This is a genomic window from Kribbella sp. NPDC050459 (assembly GCF_040655315.1).
In the GTDB taxonomy this organism is placed as follows: Bacteria; Actinomycetota; Actinomycetes; order Propionibacteriales; family Kribbellaceae; genus Kribbella.
In genome coordinates, this window is record NZ_JBFAJQ010000019.1 from 75,107 (window position 1) to 89,178 (window position 14,072).

The 14,072-nt window shown below is 69.6% G+C and carries 19 protein-coding genes and 1 pseudogene; 11 read left to right on the forward strand and 9 right to left on the reverse strand.

Annotation, left to right across the window (positions count from 1 at the left end):
* Nucleotides 1–22: 22 nt before the first annotated feature.
* On the forward strand, nucleotides 23–799 hold the full coding sequence (locus AB0I12_RS39395) for a GntR family transcriptional regulator (protein ID WP_359940527.1): 777 nt from the start codon (nucleotides 23–25) through the stop codon (nucleotides 797–799).
* Here AB0I12_RS39395 and AB0I12_RS39400 read toward each other — a convergent pair whose 3' ends face one another.
* The gene (locus AB0I12_RS39400; protein WP_359940530.1) at nucleotides 800–1,702 is read right to left on the reverse strand and encodes a LysR family transcriptional regulator; all 903 of its coding nucleotides are present in this window, start codon (nucleotides 1,700–1,702) and stop codon (nucleotides 800–802) included.
* A gap of 116 nt (nucleotides 1,703–1,818) precedes the next feature.
* On the opposite strand from AB0I12_RS39400, the gene AB0I12_RS39405 reads away from it, so the two are divergent.
* The 5 genes from AB0I12_RS39405 to AB0I12_RS39425 are packed head-to-tail and all read left to right on the forward strand — an operon-like array spanning nucleotide 1,819 to nucleotide 5,183.
* On the forward strand, nucleotides 1,819–2,529 hold the full coding sequence (locus AB0I12_RS39405; RefSeq protein WP_359940533.1) for an SDR family oxidoreductase: 711 nt from the start codon (nucleotides 1,819–1,821) through the stop codon (nucleotides 2,527–2,529).
* A 1-nt stretch (nucleotide 2,530) separates the two neighbouring features.
* The gene (locus tag AB0I12_RS39410) at nucleotides 2,531–3,607 is read left to right on the forward strand and encodes a YbfB/YjiJ family MFS transporter (protein WP_359940536.1); all 1,077 of its coding nucleotides are present in this window, start codon (nucleotides 2,531–2,533) and stop codon (nucleotides 3,605–3,607) included.
* On the forward strand, nucleotides 3,604–3,966 hold the full coding sequence (locus AB0I12_RS39415) for an SgcJ/EcaC family oxidoreductase (RefSeq protein WP_359940540.1): 363 nt from the start codon (nucleotides 3,604–3,606) through the stop codon (nucleotides 3,964–3,966). The genes AB0I12_RS39410 and AB0I12_RS39415 overlap by 4 nt, the downstream gene beginning before the upstream one ends.
* Nucleotides 3,967–3,977: 11 nt before the next feature.
* Nucleotides 3,978–4,373, forward strand: coding sequence for a VOC family protein (locus AB0I12_RS39420; protein WP_359940543.1), 396 nt, complete (start codon nucleotides 3,978–3,980; stop codon nucleotides 4,371–4,373).
* A 24-nt stretch (nucleotides 4,374–4,397) separates the two neighbouring features.
* A complete protein-coding gene (locus AB0I12_RS39425; protein WP_359940546.1) occupies nucleotides 4,398–5,183 on the forward strand; it encodes an arylamine N-acetyltransferase in 786 nt (261 codons plus the stop codon).
* A gap of 101 nt (nucleotides 5,184–5,284) precedes the next feature.
* Here the strand turns inward: AB0I12_RS39425 and AB0I12_RS39430 are convergent, their stop codons facing one another.
* Nucleotides 5,285–5,893 carry a flavin reductase gene (locus tag AB0I12_RS39430; RefSeq protein ID WP_359940549.1) on the reverse strand — a complete coding sequence of 203 codons (609 nt, stop codon included), beginning with the start codon at nucleotides 5,891–5,893 and terminating at the stop codon, nucleotides 5,285–5,287.
* A 66-nt stretch (nucleotides 5,894–5,959) separates the two neighbouring features.
* On the opposite strand from AB0I12_RS39430, the gene AB0I12_RS39435 reads away from it, so the two are divergent.
* Together AB0I12_RS39435 and AB0I12_RS39440 are read left to right on the forward strand one after the other, a co-directional pair.
* A complete protein-coding gene (locus AB0I12_RS39435) occupies nucleotides 5,960–6,625 on the forward strand; it encodes a helix-turn-helix domain-containing protein (RefSeq protein ID WP_359940552.1) in 666 nt (221 codons plus the stop codon).
* A 63-nt stretch (nucleotides 6,626–6,688) separates the two neighbouring features.
* Entirely contained in the window at nucleotides 6,689–6,928 is a 240-nt protein-coding gene (locus tag AB0I12_RS39440) for a hypothetical protein (protein WP_359940554.1), read from the forward strand.
* A gap of 331 nt (nucleotides 6,929–7,259) precedes the next feature.
* Here the strand turns inward: AB0I12_RS39440 and AB0I12_RS39445 are convergent, their stop codons facing one another.
* From AB0I12_RS39445 to AB0I12_RS39465, 5 genes are all read right to left on the reverse strand, one after another.
* Nucleotides 7,260–7,922 (reverse strand): zf-HC2 domain-containing protein, encoded by a 663-nt coding sequence (locus AB0I12_RS39445; protein WP_359940555.1) that lies wholly within the window; start codon nucleotides 7,920–7,922, stop codon nucleotides 7,260–7,262.
* Nucleotides 7,919–8,428, reverse strand: a complete 510-nt coding sequence (locus tag AB0I12_RS39450; RefSeq protein ID WP_359940557.1) for a sigma-70 family RNA polymerase sigma factor — start codon at nucleotides 8,426–8,428, stop codon at nucleotides 7,919–7,921. Before AB0I12_RS39450 ends, AB0I12_RS39445 begins: the two co-directional genes overlap by 4 nt.
* 49 nt (nucleotides 8,429–8,477) lie before the next feature.
* Nucleotides 8,478–8,882 (reverse strand): DoxX family protein, encoded by a 405-nt coding sequence (locus AB0I12_RS39455; RefSeq protein WP_359940560.1) that lies wholly within the window; start codon nucleotides 8,880–8,882, stop codon nucleotides 8,478–8,480.
* A 69-nt stretch (nucleotides 8,883–8,951) separates the two neighbouring features.
* Nucleotides 8,952–9,779: a hypothetical protein gene (locus AB0I12_RS39460; RefSeq protein WP_359940563.1), complete on the reverse strand. Its 828-nt coding sequence runs from the start codon at nucleotides 9,777–9,779 to the stop codon at nucleotides 8,952–8,954.
* Between the two features lie 63 nt (nucleotides 9,780–9,842).
* Nucleotides 9,843–10,259 carry a MarR family winged helix-turn-helix transcriptional regulator gene (locus tag AB0I12_RS39465; protein WP_359940566.1) on the reverse strand — a complete coding sequence of 139 codons (417 nt, stop codon included), beginning with the start codon at nucleotides 10,257–10,259 and terminating at the stop codon, nucleotides 9,843–9,845.
* Between the two features lie 52 nt (nucleotides 10,260–10,311).
* Between AB0I12_RS39465 and AB0I12_RS39470 the strand changes: the two genes are divergently transcribed.
* The 3 genes from AB0I12_RS39470 to AB0I12_RS39480 all read left to right on the forward strand — a co-directional run bounded on the left by AB0I12_RS39470 (nucleotide 10,312) and on the right by AB0I12_RS39480 (nucleotide 12,175).
* The gene (locus AB0I12_RS39470) at nucleotides 10,312–10,899 is read left to right on the forward strand and encodes a TIGR03086 family metal-binding protein (RefSeq protein ID WP_359940569.1); all 588 of its coding nucleotides are present in this window, start codon (nucleotides 10,312–10,314) and stop codon (nucleotides 10,897–10,899) included.
* Nucleotides 10,900–10,967: 68 nt separating this feature from the next.
* The gene (locus AB0I12_RS39475; RefSeq protein WP_359940572.1) at nucleotides 10,968–11,573 is read left to right on the forward strand and encodes a hypothetical protein; all 606 of its coding nucleotides are present in this window, start codon (nucleotides 10,968–10,970) and stop codon (nucleotides 11,571–11,573) included.
* Nucleotides 11,570–12,175 carry a hypothetical protein gene (locus AB0I12_RS39480; RefSeq protein ID WP_359940575.1) on the forward strand — a complete coding sequence of 202 codons (606 nt, stop codon included), beginning with the start codon at nucleotides 11,570–11,572 and terminating at the stop codon, nucleotides 12,173–12,175. The genes AB0I12_RS39475 and AB0I12_RS39480 overlap by 4 nt, the downstream gene beginning before the upstream one ends.
* Before the next feature lie 2 nt (nucleotides 12,176–12,177).
* Here the strand turns inward: AB0I12_RS39480 and AB0I12_RS39485 are convergent, their stop codons facing one another.
* Nucleotides 12,178–12,714 carry an alpha-glucosidase C-terminal domain-containing protein gene (locus AB0I12_RS39485; RefSeq protein WP_359940681.1) on the reverse strand — a complete coding sequence of 179 codons (537 nt, stop codon included), beginning with the start codon at nucleotides 12,712–12,714 and terminating at the stop codon, nucleotides 12,178–12,180.
* 3 nt (nucleotides 12,715–12,717) lie between these two features.
* A pseudogene (locus AB0I12_RS39490) lies at nucleotides 12,718–14,025 on the reverse strand (alpha-amylase family glycosyl hydrolase); the annotation flags it as partial.
* Between the last annotated feature and the right edge of the window lie 47 nt (nucleotides 14,026–14,072).

The following is a 14,072-nucleotide window of genomic DNA, read 5'->3' on the forward strand; positions in this document are numbered from 1 at the left end:
GGCAACTCTGGAGGGAACCCGCGTGCGCAAGCTCGAACGTGGCGGCGGCGAGCCGCTCTGGAAGCAGTTGCAGGCGGACCTGGTCCGGCGGCTGCGGTCCGGGGAGTTCGACGACGCGTTCCCGGGTGAGCTCGCGCTGGTCGAGGAGTACGCGGTCAGCCGGCACACCGTCCGCCAGGCACTCGCGCAACTGCGCACCGACGGCCTGATCCTCGCCGAGCGCGGTCGGCAGCCGCGGGTCGCGACAGCGCCCGAGATCCGGCAGCCGATGGGCGCGCTCTACAGCCTGTTCTCCTCGGTCGAGGAGTCCGGCCTGCCGCAGCACAGCGTCGTCCGGGCGCTCGACGTCCGCGCCGACGGGGTGCTCGCGGCCCGTCTCGACCTCGAGGCGTCGATCCCGCTGCTCTACCTCGAGCGCCTCCGGTACGCCGGTGACGAGCCGCTCGCGCTCGACCGCGTCTGGCTGCCTGCCACCCTCGCCGAGCCGCTCCTGGACGCGGACTTCACGCACACCAGCCTCTACAACGAGCTGGCCGAACGGGCCGGCATCACTCTCGACCACGGCCGCGAGGACATCCGCGCCGTCGTCCCCACGACGGCCGAGCGCGCGCTCCTGCACTGCCCGCCCGAGGCCGCGGCGTTCTCGATCATCCGTCAGGGAACGTCACAGAACCGCCCCGTCGAGTGGCGCCACACCCTCGTCCGCGGCGACCGCTTCGGCCTGTCCGCCGAGTTCTCGGCCCACACCGGCTACCGCCTCACGCCGTCCACCACCACCGCCCTGACCCAGGCCTGGTGATCAGCGGAACGGGTCGTCGGCCGGCAGCCAGGCGTCCGGGTCGAACTCCACCTTCACGTCCCGCGTCAGCGCCTCGATCGCCGCGAGTACGGCCGGGCGCTCCTCGTCGCGGCGTGCCACCAGAGCCCAGGTCCAGACCGGGATCGGGTCGACGACCTGCCGCCGGGCGAAGTCGCGCGGCAGCGGCGTCGCGTCCCGTTTGGGTGAGCTGACGACCGGACGGCGCAGACGGCGTACGTGCTCGTAGAACGCCGGCCCGGTGATGCCGTGGTCGTCGATGCGCGCCACCGACGCACCGGTCGCACGGGCGAACTCGATCGCGTAGATGTTCCAGGAGGCCCAGGCCTCGGTGTCCGCGTCCACCAGTACGACGGTGTCGCGCGCTCGCACCGGTGAGTCGTCGCCGATCGAGACCGCGAACAGCCGGTCCGCCCCCAGCAACGAGCCGGACAACTCCTGTTCCGCAAGGTCGGTCGCGCGCACCCAGCAGATCGCCAGGTCGATGCTCCCCTCCGCGACCCGGCCTGCCTGCGTGTGCGACGGCATCACCCAGGTGTCGACGAGCAGTTGCGCGACCCCGGACACCCGCTCGGCCAGATCGGGCGGCCGCCAGCTGACGTATCCCAGCCGCACCGGCTCGCTGGCCGCGAACCCCCGGGCCGTACGCCGGAGCGCGTCGGCCTGCTCGAGCAACGCTCGCGTCTGCGGCAGCAGCGTCTCCCCGAACGCGGTCAGCCGCACGGTCCGGCGATCGCGTTCGAACAGCGGTACGCCGAGGTCCCGCTCGAGCGACTTGATCTGCTGCGACAGCGACGGCCCCGCGATGTGCAGCCGCGCCGCGGCCCGGCCGAAGTTCAGCTCCTCGGCGACCGCCACGAAGTACCGCAACTGGCGCAGCTCCACGCCCCGCAGCCTAGTAGGCCGAGCCTCCCAGCTGAGAGCAAACCGGTCGTGGAAAAGCCTCCATGGTTCGACAACTATCGAACTACAAGCAGCACCATTTCCCGAACAGGAGCACCATGAACCACCAGAAAGTCGCCGTGATCACCGGAGCCTCCCAGGGCATCGGCGCCGGGCTCGTCACGGCCTACCGCAAGCTCGGCTACGCCGTGGTCGCGAACTCGCGCACGATCACGCCCTCCGACGACCCCGGCGTCCTGACCGTTCCCGGCGACCTCGCCGAGCCCGGCACCGGCGCCCGGGTGATCGAGCAGGGTCTGGAGGCGTTCGGCCGGATCGACACCCTGGTCAACAACGCGGGCATCTTCGTCGCGAAGCCGTTCACCGAGTACACCGACGAGGACTACGACGTCGTCACAGGCCTGAACCTGCGCGGTTTCTTCGACGTCACCCGGCGGGCGATCGCCGCGATGCTCGAGAACCCCGACGGCGGTCACGTGGTGAGCATCACCACGACGTTCGCCGACCGCGGCTTCAGCAATGTCCCGGCCGTCCTGGCCGCGCTGACCAAGGGCGGTATGAACTCCGCCACGAAGTCGCTGGCCACCGAGTACGCCGCGCGCAACATCCGGGTGAACGCGGTCGCTCCGGGTGTCATCCGGACGCCGATGCACCCGGAGGAGACGCACGAGTTCCTCGCGGCGCTGCACCCGGTCGGCCGGCTCGGTGAGATCGAGGAGATCGTCGACGCGGTCACGTACCTGGAGACCGCCAAGTTCGTCACCGGCGAGATCCTGCACGTCGACGGCGGCCAGCAGGCAGGTCAGTGACATGAAGCAGTGGCGCCTGGCGGGACAAGGCGCGGCGGCACTGGCCGGCGGTATGGGCATCGGCCGGTTCGCGTACACGCCGATCCTGCCGCTGATGCACTCGCAGGCCGGCCTTTCGCCGCGTCTCGGAGCAGCGCTCGCGACGGCCAACTACACCGGCTACCTGGCCGGTGCGTTGGCGGCGGTCGTCGTACCGCGGCTGCTGCACTCCCGCTGGGCGCTCCGGCTGTCGCTGCTGATCCTGGCCGCGACCCTCGCGCTGATGCCGGTGAGCTCTTCGCTCTGGCTCGGTCTGCGCCTGGTCGCGGGGATCGCGAGCGCGTTGGTGTTCGTGATCGCTGTCAGCGCCGTACTCCCCCGGCTGCAGAGCCATCACGTCGGCTGGACGTTCGGCGGCGTCGGCGCGGGCATCGCCGTGTCGGGCATGGTCCTGGTCGGCGGCAGTTGGCGTACGGCGTGGTGGATCACCGCGCTGCTGACGGTCGCCTGCGCGATCCCGGCGTGGCACCTGACCGGCTCGTCGACGCCTGCCGCTGGTGGCGGCGGGACCAGGTCACGTCACTTCACCGCGCTGCTCACCAGCTACACGCTGGAAGGGATCGGCTACATCATCGCCGGCACGTTCCTTGTTGCCGCGATCAACGAAACCGCCTCCGGTCCGGTCGGCAACGGCGCCTGGATCGTCGTCGGGCTGGCCGCCGTACCGTCGACCGCGCTCTGGGCTCGGCTCGGCCGGCGCTGGTCACGGTCGGCGCTGCTGCTGGTCGCGTTGCTCGTCCAGGCAGTCGGTATCGCGTTGCCGGCCGTCCTCTCCAGCGTTGCCGCGGCGCTCGTCTCGGCCGCACTCCTCGGCGCCACGTTCCTCGGCGTCGCCAACCTCGCTATAGCGCTCGGCACCGAACTCCGTGTTCCGCACGCCGTTGCGATCCTCACCACCGGCTACAGCCTCGGCCAGATCGTCGGCCCGCTGGCGGTCGGTCCGCTACTGCACAACGGATACCACCAGGCGCTCCTCGTCAGCGCCGGCGTCGTCGCGCTGGCTGCGATCGCCGCTCATCCCCTCAGGAGAATCGCATGAACCACGTCCTCACCACCGTCCTCGCCACCGTTCTGGAGCAGTGGAAGTCGGGTATCGACGACCACGATCCGTCCCGTGTCGCGGCGCTCTTCACGAAGGACGCCGTTTTCCAGGGCTTACACCCGTACGGCGTCGGGCGCGACGCGGTCGCCGAGTACTACGACTCGCAGCCGCTCGGCCTGTCGCCGCGGTACCGGATCCTGGAGACCCGGGAGCTGGCCGACGATCTGATCCTCGGCTATATGACGGTCGACTTCACGTTCACCGACCGGCCGACGCTGACCGTCAACCTCGGCGTACTGCTGCGCCGGAGCGACGAAGGCTGGCTGATCGCGCACTACCAGGTCTCGCGGTTGTAGATACTGGCCGCATGAGTGCCAAAGAGCTTCGGCTGGTGGTGACGGTTGACGACTACGACGCCGCGGTGACGTTCTACCGGGACGTGCTCGGGCTGCCCGAGCGCGAGTCCTACACGACGGGCGATGCCGAGGTGATGATCCTCGAGGCCGGACGCGCGACGCTCGAGATCGCGAATCGCGCGCAGGCCGAGTACATCGACGAGGTCGAGGTCGGGCGGCGGGTGGCCGGCAAGTTCCGGGTCGCGCTCGAGGTCGACGACTCGGCCGGGACGACGGCCCGGCTGGCCGCGGCCGGCGCCGAGGTGGTCGCCGAACCCACCCGGACGCCGTGGAACTCGCTGAACGCCCGCCTCGAAACCCCGGGCGGCATCCAGCTCACCTTGTTCACGGAGCTTGACCTCAAGTGAGCTGGAAGTGTTGAGGTAGCGGGCATGTGGAACATCGACAGCCTCGACCTGGACGCCTACCTCGCCCGGATCGGGCACGACCGTGTGCAGCCGTCGGCCGACGCACTGCGCAGCCTGCATCAGGCGCACGTGCTGGCGATCCCGTTCGAGAATATCGATGTGATCCTCGGCACCCACCCCGGGATCGGCCTCGACGCGATCCAGTCCAAGCTCGTCGGACGGCAGCGCGGCGGGTACTGCTACGAGCACGCGCTCCTGTTCGGCGCCGGGCTCGAGCAGCTCGGGTACGACGTCGTTCGGCGGGTCGCCCGAGTGCAACCGCACAAGGCCGGGCCGCGGACGCACGCGCTGCTCAAGGTCGGCGTCGACGGGCAGGAGTTCCTGGCCGATGTGGGGTTCGGGGCCGGGCAGCTGTACCCCACGCCGCTCAAGGACGGCGCCGTCGTCGACCAGGCCGGCTGGGACCACCGTCTGGAGTTGCAAGGCGACGTCTGGACCCTGTCCAAGAAGACCGCCGACGGCTGGATCCCCCAGCACGCCTCCAACGACGAACCGGTGCGGCCGATCGACTACGAGGTCTACCACCACTACGTCTCCACCCACCCCAACTCCCCCTTCACCGGCCGCCCCGTCGTCATGCGCGTCGCCGAAGGCGTCGTACGCCGCCTGGTCGGCGACACGCTGACCGTCGAACACGCCGACGGCCGCAACACCTCCCGCGCCGTGCCCGCCGCAGACCTCCCCGACGTACTGAGGTCCCTCGACGTAATCCTCACCGACGAAGAAATCGACCGCCTACGCCTGATGTAGGCGGCCGCCATCGCCGAGTCGTGGGAACTGGCTGCGCCGGACGACCACAATCCACGACTCGGCGGAGGGGGCCGGAGCCAATCGCCACGACTCGGCTCGCGTCACGCGTGTCTTGGGGTTTCGGTGCGGAAGGATTCGCCCAGCTCGGGGCCCAGGCCGTAGTAGTGGCGGAAGTTGTAGACGAGGGGGGACCAGGCGGCGGGGTCGACGTGCGAGGTTCCTGGTACGACGATGTGCTCGGCGGCGTGGACCCGCCGGACTTCGGCCTGGGCGATCAGGAAGTTGCCGCTGGCATCGAGTTGCGCGTGGACGACAGTCGCTTCGAACTGGAGCGGGCATTCGGCGACACGGGGCGGGGTGACGAGATCGGAGGGCGTCGGGGTGAGGCCAGCTGCTTTGAACTTCTCGCGTTCGTGGTGGAAACGGGCGCGTTTGTGCTCGGGGACCAGGTGCGCGGCGGTCAAGGGCGCGAGGCGTTCGACGGCCTTCCACTGGTCCGGCGACGGGTAGTTGATCACGACGTCCGGGCGCGCACGCAGGTTGATCGCCGTCTGCCCGGAGACACCGACCCCCAGGACCACCACGTCACCGAGCGCCCACGCGGACGACATCGGGGCGAGGTTGACGGTGCCGTCCTCGTTCTCGGTGCTGAGCAGGGCGACCGGCGTCCCGACGTACAGGATGGATGGTTCGATCGTCAGGTGCGTCACGTGGATCGAGGCTAGGCCCGGGACTGTTTGGTGAGGACCTAAGTGTGGGGGCGGGATGATGGGGTTATGAGTGCCGAAGGTGAGGAGTTGGCGGGCTGGGCTCGGATGTTGGCTGATGGGACTCGGGCGACGGTTTGTCTGGCGTTGCTGGATGGGCGGGCGTGGACGGCGAGTGAGTTGGCCAAGGTGGCGAAGGTGTCGCGGCCGACGATCAGCGAGCACTTGAATCTGCTGGTCGGCGGCGGGCTGCTGACCGAAGTACGACAGGGCCGGCACCGGTACGTGAAGCTGGCCGGACCGGACACGGCCGAGTTGCTCGAAGGGCTTGCTGCGCTGGCGCCGCGGCGGGCCGAGGTGGTGAACAGTCTGGCGGCCGTGAGCAAACGGGACGCGTTCGCCCGGGCGCGGACGTGCTACGACCATCTGGCGGGCAAACTCGGCGTCGCTCTCGCCGACGCGATGACGGAGCGGGATCTGGTCGACTGGTCCGAGGGGATCAGCCTGACGCCGAAAGGCCAAGCCTGGCTGGACGATCTCGGCATCGAGCTCAGCACCCGCCGCGGACGCCCGGCAGTCAGGTCGTGCCTGGACGTGACCGAACGACGACCGCATCTGGCAGGTGCGGTAGGCGCGGCCTTGTGTGAGCACGCGTTGCGCCACGGCTGGGTGACGCACATCCCGGGTGGCCGCGCTCTCAAGGTGAACGGCGCGGTCCAGGCGTTCGGATTCTGAGAACCGGATGCGGGAACACGCTTTCAAGAGGCGCCGCGGCCGTTTTGCACCTAGCCTTCGGCCATGACTGAGTTCGAGCCCGGCACCGATCTGGTGTCCCGACTCCCTCTGCCCAGCCATGTCGTCGTCCTGGTCGATGACACCTGGCGTCGCGGCTGGCTGATCGGCCGCGATCACGAGGAATCGGGATGGACCGCTCTGGTGCAGTACGAGGGCGACGACGGCAACGAGCGGACGGAACGCCTGCCGGCCGACCGGATCGCTCTGCCCGCGTCGGAAGGCCCGACTGAGCAAGCGTCCTAGGGAGGGTACGCAACGCGAAGGCCCCCGGTGGTGATGAATCACCGGGGGCCTTTGCACGTAACGCTGCCAGGGCGCCTCAGAAGCATCGAGCACCCCGGCCCAGGCCCTTCGGGCGGTTGACCTGGGACGGGGTCCTCGGTGGCGTTACACAGGGTGTATCGCTGGTGACGGCGCGAGTGTTACAGATTCCCCAGAACTTTCTTGCGGCCCGGTCACGACGTACGGCGACCCCGGCGCACGTCCCTGAACGCCGGGGTCTGGAACGACGGCCTCTCGAGCGACTGTCGTCCCTTCACCTCTAGGTGCCCCGACAGCGTGTGTGCATTCGTGTTCAGAAACGAACTGCCAGTAACACTCGTCCGGTTTCGGAGCTGCGGATGTCCAGGGCCCGGATCTCGTTGCGCCGCAGCTTCGTCGTCGCCGCCGGTTTCACCGTCGTCCCGGGCGCGGACGTCCAGCTCGCGATCAGCTGCACCTTGCCGGACGTGTCGGTGACGTACAGCTCGTATCCGCGGGCGCGTTCGCTCGGCGTCGCGAGCTCGTCGTACCGGCAGCTGATCTCGATAGTCGTCCCCCACGGCTCGGGCACCAGCCGGGCGTCCGCGGACAGTTTGCTGGACACCGTCTGGGCGAGCACGACGTAGTCGCCCTTCGGCTCGTCGCGGGTCAGCGGCAGGACGACGAGCGCGCCGATCACGGCGGCGGCGACCGCGATGCCGGCGGTCAGCGCACCGAGCCGGATCCGTTGCCGGCGCCGGTCGCGCTGGACGGTGCGGACCAGGCCGGGCAACAGGTTCGGCGGGTCGGCCGCGACGGTGGCCATCGCCCGCTCGGCCGGCAACGCGGCCAGCACACCGGGTACGCCGGCCAGCGACGCGACCCCGGCCGAGCATTCCGCACAGGTGTGCAGATGCTCCTCGTACACACGCCGGTCCTTCGCCGACAGCGCGCCGAGCAAGTAGGCCGCGTCCCAGTCCCGGTACGGGTCACTCACTGGCTTGTCACCCCCTTCTCCTGCAGCGCGAGCTTCAGCGCCCGCAGCCCGTAGTGCAGCCGCGACTTCACGGTGCCTGACGGGATGTCCAGCTCTTCGGCGATATCGGTGACCGTACGGCGTCCGTAGTACGCGCGAACGATCACCTGCCGGTGTTCCTCCGACAGCTGCGCCAGTGACTCGGCCACCAGCCAGGCGTCGAGTACGGCGTTCGCGTGGTCGGCGCTCGGGTTCTCCGGGAGGTCGTCACTGGCGACCTCCCGGCTGACCCGGGCGCTGCGCCGGTCGTCGATGACGAGGTTGCGCGCCACCGTGAACAGCCAGGCCCGGGCCCCGGCCTCGTCCTCGGTCAGGATGTTCGGCCGCCGCCACGCGCGAAGCAGGGTCTCCTGGACGACGTCTTCGGCCAGCCGGTCGTCGCCGGTCAGCCGGACGACGAACCGCCACAGCGCAGGCGCGTGCACGTCGTGCAGCTCACGCAGCAGCATCGCCCGGTCGTCGGCCATCGGCGCTCCTGCTCTGTGGACAGCGGGGTGGAAGATCGGTCCGGGCACGTCACTTGGTCGCTGCGGCTTCCTCCGCTGTCGCCACCCGCCGCACCGACCAGGCGCCGTTGCCGAGGAACGCGATCAGCAGGAAGGCGAAACAGAAGAGCGCCGCCTTCTCGCCACCATTCTGCACAGGCAGCAAAGCACCCGCCTGGTGCACTGTGAAGTACGCGTAGGCCATCGAGCCGGAGCACAGCAGCGCCGCGTACCGGGTGCCGAGCCCGATCATCACCAGCGCACCGCCGACGGTCTGGATCAGCGACGCCCACCAGGACGGCCAGACGAACAGGCCGACCTGTTCGGTTCCGAGGACGCCGAACAGCGCGGCCGCGCCGTGGGTGGCGAACAAGAACCCGACGACGATCCGGAAGACGCCGATCACTTCCCTCTGATAACGCTCGAGCACCTGCACAGGGCCTCACTCCTCGCGGTGTGGTTGTGGTCGTGTGCCTGGTTCGAACGATTGAACGCTCTACATGGTTCAACGGTGAGTGATTTCTAGATCACACTCCGGATCGGTTGCCTTCCGGGTGGCGAATTGGTACCCGCGCGCGGCGACGGTCAGCCCGGCGCCCCAGACGACGTACGCCGGGACCGCGACCCAGAAGAAGCTGTCCGGCAGACCGACATCGCCGTACACGGGCTCACCCCCGACCGCGTTGACGATCATCTGGATCAGCCCGACCGTGAAGTACGCCGTGATGCCCGCGCCGAGCGTGAAGCCGGGGAGCAGGAGGAGCCATCGCGGGAAGTACCGGCCGATGCGGTGCACGAGCAGGAACGGCAGGAGCGTTCCCGCCAGCACGAAGCCACCTTCGAACAGAAGGACCGACAGGTTGCCGTCGTACGGCATCTGCCCGAAGCCGACGACCGCCTGCGCCGCGAGCCTGGTCAGGCAGCCGGCGACGGCCAGGCAGGCTCCGGCGACCGAGACCCAGTGCGGCCACGGCTGGGCCGCGGCCTGATGGGCTTTCGCCAGACGGCCGAGCAGTACGGCGCCCGCGACCGCGCCGAGCCGGCTGAGCATCCCGAGCAGGTCGAAGGGAATTCCGAGACCCGGCAGGACCATCGCGACCAGGTCGAGCAGGATGAACCCAGCCGCGGCGAGCCAGCCCGCGGCGAGCACCCAGAGCAACCGCGGCCGGACACGGATCACGGCCAAGGCTGTGACGAGACAGCCGATCGCCGCGACCCAGTTCGGAATCAACAGGTCACTGCCCGGCAACTTCCACTCGAAGGCGTGCCCGGTCGCGAACCAGACCCGCAGACCGCCGTACGCCACTGCCCACACCACGACCGCTCGCTTCATGCCGCCAGTCTGTTGAGCTCCGGAGGCGATCGGATCACTCGCGCGAGGGAACGGCCTCCACCGTCAGCGTGAGTGCAGCTCCTGCAGGATGCGGAGGAAGGCCTTGCGATCGGCCGGCGTGAGCGCGGTGAGGACCTGCTCCTCCTGCGCCTGGATCTCCTTGCGGACGGTACGGCGTACGCGCCGGCCTTGTGGCGTGATCGCGAGCAGCCGGACGCGACGGTCGGCGGGGTCCGTGGTGCGGTCGATCAGCCCGGCCTGCTGGAGCTCGTCGAGGGTCCCGATGATGCGGGACTTGTCCGCACCGATCGCCTCGGCGAGCGCGGCCTGGGTCCGGACGGGGGTGTCGTCCAGCGCGGTGAGCACCGAGTAGCCCCACATCGAGACCTCGTGGGCGGCGAGCACCGGCAACTCGAGCGCGATCAGCTCCCGCACCAGCGGGTACAGCATCGCGGCCAGGTCGGGACGCTCGGTTGCCATGCCGGGAAAGGTAGCACTGGCGCAATCATATGCTGGCGCATACGATAAGCGCATGCACACTATTGACTACGTTCCGCTCGACGCCGAGGCCGTCCGGGCCGGCATCAAGCTCGTCTCGACCGCGACCCCCGCCGACCTGTCCCGGCCGACGCCGTGCCGGGCCTGGACGCTGTACGGTCTACTCGCCCACATGGCCACCCAGCACTACGGCTTCGCGGCCGCTTCCCGCGGCGAGTCCGATCCGGCGGTCTGGAAGCTGCGCGACCTCGGCGACGACCCGGTGAAGGCGTACGTCGAGTCCGCCGAGCACGTCCTGGACGCGTTCGCGGAGCCCGGCGTCGCGGACCGCACGTTCCCGCTCGTGGAGTTCGGCGCCGACTTCCCCGGCGGGCAGGCGATCAGCTTCCACTTCATCGACTACGTCGTGCACAGCTGGGACGTCGCGAAGTCCCTCGGTACGACGGTCGCCTTCGCCCCCGCCACGCTCGAAGCGGCCCAGGCCGTCGCCCAGGTCGTCCCGACCGGCGAGGTCCGCCTCGCCCCCGGGACGCCGTTCGCACCCGACGTCGCGTGGTCCGGAGACGACCCGCTGGACCGCATCGTCGCCCACCTCGGCCGCGACCCACGCTGGCCCAACTAGCGGTCAGTTCCTTTCCTGATCCGGCCAACCCCGGCCGCCGGGGTCATCGGCGGCCGAGCGTCGTACGCATGAATGACGAACGGTTGACGGTGCCGATCGGGCACCTCGTCGGCGCCGGCCGGGTACGGCGCGGCACCGGCTTGGTCGAGCTGGACGATCGGCAGTACGCGGTCTGGGCACTGGCGCACGGCACGCCGCACGCGGTGGAGGAACAGGTGCCGTGGCAGCGCGAGTCGATCGTCGAGCTCGCCCGGCACACAGGTATCGCGAACGCGGCGGAGATCGTCGAGGAGCTTCTCGGCATCGGGCTGCTGGCGGAGTTCACGCTCGGCGGTGAGGAGGCCCGCGACTTCGCGCGCGGCCATCAGCTGACGCCGTTGATGCTCGGCCTGGGGAACACCGCGACCGAGCCCGGCGGGTTCGCGATCGGCTTCCTCGGGCAGCCGGTGCTGCGGGTCGACTTCGCCGTCTACGACTTGTGGCAGTGGTCGGCGATGGACGACTCGCTGTGGGCGGTCTGCGAGAGCGCGGCCGACGTGGCGCGCCGATCTGCTGAGGCCCGGACGGACGCCGAGACACTGCTCACCCGATTCCTCACCGCCCTGCACCCGCTGCTGCTCGTCAACGCGGCGTACGTCGATGTCAGCTTCCGGTTGAGTGGAGTGAGCGCATGAGCAACGCACTGATCTTCCCGGTCGGCCACTACCTCGGCGCGAACCACCCGGGCGAGCAGCACATCGTCCGGATCGGCTGGCAGCAGTACGAGCTCAACGCAGGCGATGAGCTGGCCGTGTGGGCGCTCGCTCACGGCGTACCCGGAGCCGGCGACGCTCCCTGGACCCGGTCATCCGCCGAGGCCGTCGCCCGTGCCGGCGGCATCGCGGACGCGGCGGCTGTGATCGACACGCTGCTCGGCCGCGACTTGCTCGTCGAGATCGAGCCAGGGACCGCGGATGCACTGGAGTTCGCGCGCAGCTGCCGGATCCGATCGTTGCTGGTCGGCTCGGGTGAACATCCGAGCGCTCCCGGGCGGTACGGCCTCGGCGCGGTCCCCGCGAACCCGACGGCGCGTGTCGACGGATTCAGCTACGAGCTGTGGACCTGGGGCCATGCGTGCGACAGCCTCTGGCAGACGTGCGAGTACGTCGCTCGCGCCGGCGCCGGAGCAGGGACCGACGAGGTGAACGCCGAGCCGACGCTCGACCGCGTTCTCCCCGCGGTGCAGCTGCTCCTGGCGAACGGTGCCGCATACCTCGACGAGTCCCGCGACGACTGACCTCACTCCGGTGCGCGGCGGTTCAGGGTGAGCCAGTAGAAGCCGTTCCCGTCGAGCGTGACGGCGTACGGCAGGTCGTCGATCGCCCGGAACCGCTGCTGCCCGAGGATGTCGGTCGGCCGCCGACCGGCCCAGGCACTCAGGTCCAGGTCGGTCGCCTGGGTTGTGCCGGCGAGGTTGAAGATTCCGAGCACCACCTCGTCGCCGTCCTGCCGGGCGAACGCGAGCACGTGACCGTTGCTGCCGGCGAGGTCGGTGAAGGTGCCCACGGCAAGCACAGGATGCTGCTTGTACGCCCCGATCAGGTCGCGGGTCCAGTACAGCAGGGACGACTCGTCGTACAACTGGTGCTCGACGTTGACCTCACGGAAGCCGTCAGGCGAGCCTGTGACCGGCGGCAGGTAGAGGTGCCGCGGGTCGGGATCGCCGTTCGACGGCCGGTACGGCGCGGCGACCGAGAAGCCCGCGTTGCGGTCCGGGCGCCACGGCATCGGGGTGCGCTGGGCGTCCCGGTCCGGCAGCGCCGGGTTGTCGCCCATGCCGAGCTCGTCGCCGTAGTAGATGATCGGCGACCCGCTCAGCGCGAACAGCAGTCCGTTGGCCAGCTTGATCCGCGCGGGGTCGTTGCCGAGCAGCGGCGCCAGCCGTCCGACGAAGCCGTCGTTGGACTTGCGCTGGTGCGTCGGGTCGTACGTCGCGTGCAGGTACTCGCGTTCGGCGTTGCTGACCATCTCGGTGGTGCGCTCGTCATGGTTGTCCAGGAACGTCATCAGCGCGGCGCTCGCGGGCAGGGCGGGGCGATGCCGGACGAGCTCACGGATCGGCTCGGCCACCTCGCTCGCGAGTGCCATGTACAGGCGAGGCATCAACGCGAAGTCGAACGCCATCTGGAAACCGTCGCCGCCCTTGGCCGGGTCGCCGAAGTACGCCATCAGGTCGTCGAGCGGCTGGTTGGCCTCGCACAGCACCATCGCGTCGTACCGGACGGCGAGCGCGCGCATCCGCCGGACGAAGGCGTGCGTCTCCGGCAGGTTCTCGCCGTTCGTGCCTTCCCGGACGTACAGGTACGGCACGGCGTCCACCCGGAACCCGTCGACGCCGAGGTCGAGCCAGAACTCCTGCGCGTCGAGGATCGCCTGCTGGACCGCGGGATTCTCGAAGTTCAGGTCCGGCTGGTGGCTGAAGAACCGGTGCCAGAAGTACTGGCCGCGCACCGGGTCCCAGGTCCAGTTCGAGGTCTCGGTGTCGGTGAAGATGATCCGCGGACCGATCAACGGTTGGCCGGACGCCGACGTGATGCGCAGCCAGGTCGACTCCGGGTCGATGGCCCGCCGCTCGCCGGTGTCCGGATCGACGATGTACTCGCCGCCGTCCGGATCGGTGTGCAGCGGGGTGTAGAACCGCTCGGGCGTGTCCGACCAGACGTAGAAGTCGCCGTACGGGCCGTCGGGATCGCGGCGGGACTCCTGGAACCACGGGTGTTGGTCGGAGCTGTGGTTCGGGACGAAGTCGACGATGATCCGGATGCCCCGCCGGTGGGCCTCGGCGAGCAGTTCCTTGAAGTCGTCGAGGGTGCCCGCGCTCGGGTGGACGTCGGTGTAGTCGCTGACGTCGTACCCGCCGTCCTTGAGCGGCGACGGGTAGATCGGGTTCAGCCACAGGCAGTCGACGCCGAGCAGTTCGATGTAGTCGAGCTGCTCGATCAGACCGCGGAGGTCGCCGTAGCCGTCACCGTCGCCGTCGCGGTAGGCCCGGACCAGCGCCTGGTAGAACACGGCGCTCTGGTACCAGTGCCCGCCGTCGCCGCTCCCGGGGTAGACCACCTCTCCGATCTCCTCGGGACTGCGCACCTGGTGCGCTTCGATACCGCGGTAGACGTCGACGGTCTGCTGCGCGA

What these genes read in the sequence shown, in the direction of transcription:
- AB0I12_RS39405 (WP_359940533.1), top strand. Translation starts at nt 1,819, where the DNA reads ATGAACCACCAGAAAGTCGCCGTGATCACCGGAGCCTCCCAGGGCATC.
- AB0I12_RS39465 (WP_359940566.1), bottom strand. Translation starts at nt 10,259, where the DNA reads ATGGCAACCGAGCGTCCCGACCTGGCCGCGATGCTGTACCCGCTGGTG.
- AB0I12_RS39475 (WP_359940572.1), top strand. Translation starts at nt 10,968, where the DNA reads ATGAATGACGAACGGTTGACGGTGCCGATCGGGCACCTCGTCGGCGCC.
- AB0I12_RS39410 (WP_359940536.1), top strand. Translation starts at nt 2,531, where the DNA reads ATGAAGCAGTGGCGCCTGGCGGGACAAGGCGCGGCGGCACTGGCCGGC.
- AB0I12_RS39435 (WP_359940552.1), top strand. Translation starts at nt 5,960, where the DNA reads ATGAGTGCCGAAGGTGAGGAGTTGGCGGGCTGGGCTCGGATGTTGGCT.
- AB0I12_RS39440 (WP_359940554.1), top strand. Translation starts at nt 6,689, where the DNA reads ATGACTGAGTTCGAGCCCGGCACCGATCTGGTGTCCCGACTCCCTCTG.
- AB0I12_RS39425 (WP_359940546.1), top strand. Translation starts at nt 4,398, where the DNA reads ATGTGGAACATCGACAGCCTCGACCTGGACGCCTACCTCGCCCGGATC.
- AB0I12_RS39415 (WP_359940540.1), top strand. Translation starts at nt 3,604, where the DNA reads ATGAACCACGTCCTCACCACCGTCCTCGCCACCGTTCTGGAGCAGTGG.
- AB0I12_RS39420 (WP_359940543.1), top strand. Translation starts at nt 3,978, where the DNA reads ATGAGTGCCAAAGAGCTTCGGCTGGTGGTGACGGTTGACGACTACGAC.
- AB0I12_RS39470 (WP_359940569.1), top strand. Translation starts at nt 10,312, where the DNA reads ATGCACACTATTGACTACGTTCCGCTCGACGCCGAGGCCGTCCGGGCC.
- AB0I12_RS39460 (WP_359940563.1), bottom strand. Translation starts at nt 9,779, where the DNA reads ATGAAGCGAGCGGTCGTGGTGTGGGCAGTGGCGTACGGCGGTCTGCGG.
- AB0I12_RS39450 (WP_359940557.1), bottom strand. Translation starts at nt 8,428, where the DNA reads ATGGCCGACGACCGGGCGATGCTGCTGCGTGAGCTGCACGACGTGCAC.
- AB0I12_RS39485 (WP_359940681.1), bottom strand. Translation starts at nt 12,714, where the DNA reads ATGGGCGACAACCCGGCGCTGCCGGACCGGGACGCCCAGCGCACCCCG.
- AB0I12_RS39480 (WP_359940575.1), top strand. Translation starts at nt 11,570, where the DNA reads ATGAGCAACGCACTGATCTTCCCGGTCGGCCACTACCTCGGCGCGAAC.